This window comes from Streptomyces laculatispora (genome assembly GCF_017353455.1).
In the GTDB taxonomy this organism is placed as follows: domain Bacteria; phylum Actinomycetota; class Actinomycetes; order Streptomycetales; family Streptomycetaceae; genus Streptomyces; species Streptomyces laculatispora.
Genome location: NZ_JAFMPZ010000325.1, coordinates 1 through 3,468 on the forward strand (window position 1 = coordinate 1; position 3,468 = coordinate 3,468).

Here is a 3,468-nt window from a genome sequence, read left to right on the forward strand (position 1 = left end):
TGCTTGCTCCACGGCGCGCCTGCCGGGGCGTCGTCGGCGCGGGAGTAGACGGCGAGTGAGCAGCGTCCGTCCGCGTCGGGTGCGTCGACGACGACCTGGACGGCGAGTCCGCCGTGGGGCGGGAGCGGCATCAGCGCCTCGATGGTGAGTTCCTCCACCACCTCGCAGCCGACTTCCTCACCGGCACGGATGGCCAGTTCGATGTAGCCGGTGCCGGGCAGCAGCACGGTCCCCAGGACGTCGTGGTCGGCGAGCCAGGGGTGGGTGCGCACGGAGAGGCGGCCGGTGAGCACCACGCCGCCGGCCTCCGGGGAGGCGACCACGGCGCTGAGCAGCGGGTGCGCGGCGGCCCTCTGGCCGAGGCCGGTCACATCGCCGCCGAGGGGGGCGGGGGCGTCCAGCCAGTACGTGGTCCGGTCGAAGGCGTACGTGGGCAGTTCGACCGTGCGGCCGCCGCGGCCGTCGAGGACGTCGGCCCAGCGGACGACGGGGCCGGCGACGTGCAGCCGGGCAACGGCGGCGAGCAGGGTGGCGGCCTCGGGGCGGCCCTTGCGCAGTGCGGGCACGGTGAGGGTGCCGGGGGTGTGGTGTGCGGTGGCCTCGGTGAGTGCGGTGAGCACCGCGTCGGGCCCGAGTTCCACGAAGCGGGTGACGCCCTGGCCGCAGAGGTGGGCGATGCCGTCGGCGAACCGGACGGCCTCGCGCACATGGCGGACCCAGTACTCGGGCGAGGTCAGCTGTTCGGCGGTCGCTTCGGTCCCGGTCACATGGGACACGACGCGCAGCGTGGGAGCGGTGTAGGTGAGTTTCTCGGCGACCTTCCGGAACGCGTCGAGCATGGGCTCCATGAGCGGCGAGTGGAAGGCGTGCGACACGCTCAGCCGCTTGGTGCGCCGTCCCAGCGCGGTGAAGTGCTCCGCCACCGCGAGCGTCGCCTCCCGCGCCCCCGATATCACCACGGACGACGGACCGTTCACGGCCGCCAGTCCCACCTCGTCCGTCAGCAGCGGAAGCACGTCCGCCTCCGGCGCGGCCACCGCCACCATCACCCCACCGGTCGGCAACGCCTGCATCAACCGGCCGCGTGCCGCGACCAGTTCGGCCGCGTCCGTCAGCGACAGCACGCCTGCGACGTGCGCCGCGGTGATCTCACCGATCGAATGCCCCGCCACCACATCGGCCCGGACGCCCCACGACTCCACCAGCCGGAACAGAGCCGTCTCGACGGCGAACAACCCGGCCTGCGCGAACATCGTCCCGTTCAGCAGAGCGGCGTCCTCACCCCACACCACCTCACGCAGCGATCGCCCCAGCCGCGCGTCCAGCTCGACCAGCACAGCGTCGAACGCCTCCGCGAACACGGGGAACGTGCCGTACAGCTCCCGGCCCATCCCCAGCCGTTGCGCGCCCTGCCCCGTGAAGAGGAAGGCCGTCAGCCCCTCGACGGAGGAGCCGGCCCGCGTGACCACATCCGCGCTCTCCCGGCCCGCCGCCAGATCGGACAGCGCGCGCACCGCCGCGTCACGGTCCGCGGACATCACCACCGCACGGAGATCCAGCACGGCCCGCGTCGTGGCCAACGAGCGGCCGACGTCCACCAGCGACTCATCCGGGTGTGCCTCCATATGGGCCAGGAGGCGCCCCGCCTGCGCGGTGAGGGCCGTGGCACTGCGCGCGGACAGCGCAAGCGGTACGACGGTCAGCGGTTCGGCGGGCGCGGCGGGCTCGGCGTCGTCCAGGGGCGCTTCCTCGATCTGGGGTGCTTCCTCGATGATGACGTGGGCGTTGGTGCCGCTGAGCCCGAACGAGGAGACCCCCGCCCGCCGGGGCCGGTCCTGTGCTGCCCAGGTGACCGGCTCGGTCAGCAGTCGTACGCCGCCGGCCTCCCAGTCCACCTGAGGTGACGGCTCGTCGACGTGCAGGGTCCGGGGCAGCAGCCCGTTGCGCAGGGCCATCACCATCTTGATGACTCCGCTGACGCCGGCGGCGGCCTGGGCGTGCCCGATGTTCGACTTGACCGAGCCGAGCCACAGCGGGCGGTCGGCGGGGCGGTCCTGGCCGTACGTGGCGAGCAGGGCCTGTGCCTCGATCGGGTCGCCGAGACGGGTGCCGGTGCCGTGTCCCTCCACCGCGTCCACCTCGGCCGGGGTGAGTCCGGCGGCTGACAGGGCCTTGCGGATGACGCGCTGCTGGGAGGGGCCGTTGGGGGCGGTCAGGCCGTTGGAGGCGCCGTCCTGGTTGATGGCGCTGCCCCGGACCACCGCGAGGACGGGGTGCCCGTTGCGGCGGGCGTCGGAGAGGCGCTCCACCAGCAGGAGTCCGACGCCCTCGGCCCAGCTCGTGCCGTCGGCGGCGCCCGCGAACGCCTTGGAGCGTCCGTCGGCGGCGAGACCGCGCTGCCGGCTGAAGTCGACGAAGATCTCCGGGGTCGGCATGACGGTGACACCGCCCGCCAGGGCGAGGTCGATCTCACCGGTGCGCAGCGCCTGGCAGGCCATGTGGAGGCTGACCAGGGAGGAGGAGCAGGCGGTGTCGACGGTGACGGCGGGCCCTTCGAGGCCCAGCGCGTAGGCGACGCGGCCGGAGGCGATGCTGCCCGCGCTGCCGTTGCCGAGGTAGCCGGCCAGGTCGTCGGGGACGTCGGTGACCCGGCTGCCGTACTCGTGGTACATCACACCGGCGTACACACCGGTCTGGCTGCCGCGCAGTGTCTCCGGGTCGATTCCGGCGCGCTCGAAGGCCTCCCACGCGGACTGGAGCAGCAGCCGTTGCTGCGGGTCCATCGCGAGGGCCTCGCGCGGCATGATGCCGAAGAACTCCGGGTCGAACTCGGCCGCGTCGTAGAGGAATCCGCCTTCACGCACGTAGGTGCGGCCGGGGAGTCCCGGTTCGGGGTCGTAGAGGGCGTCGGCGTCCCAGCCACGGTCTGCGGGGAAGTCGCCGATGGCGTCGGTGCCGGCCTCGACGAGGTCCCACAGGTCCTCGGGTGAGCGGACGCCGCCGGGGAAGCGGCAGCTGATGGCCACCACCGCGATCGGGTCGTCGTCGACGGCCGCGAGCGGGGCGGCGGTGGGAGCGGTGGTGGTCGTGCCGGTGAGCAGGGTGTCGAGATGACCGGCCACGGCACGGGAGTTGGGGTAGTCGAAGACCAGCGTCGCGGGCAGTCGCAGCCCCGTGGAGCCGACCAGCAGGTTGCGCAGTTCCACGGCGGCGAGGGAGTCGAACCCCTGGTCGCGGAAGGCCGTGTCGGGTCCGACCGCCTCGGGCGACGGCTGGCCGAGGACGGCGGCGACCTGGGTGCGGACCGTGTCGAGCAGGATGCGGGCCCGCTCGTCGGGGGTCGCACCGGCCAGGCGGCGTTCCAGCGCGGAGCCGGTGGCGGTCGCCCGGACGGTGCGGCGCGCGGGGGTACGGACCCGGCCGCGCAGCAGTGCGGGCAGTTCGTCGCCGCGGGCGGCGAGCGCCGCC

Annotated in this window: 1 protein-coding gene; it reads right to left on the minus strand. The window is 73.7% G+C overall.

All coding sequences use genetic code 11. The features are described 5' to 3' along the window. On the minus strand, positions 1 to 3,468 hold a 3,468-nt coding region (locus tag J1C73_RS17690; RefSeq protein ID WP_207317244.1), incomplete at both ends, for a type I polyketide synthase.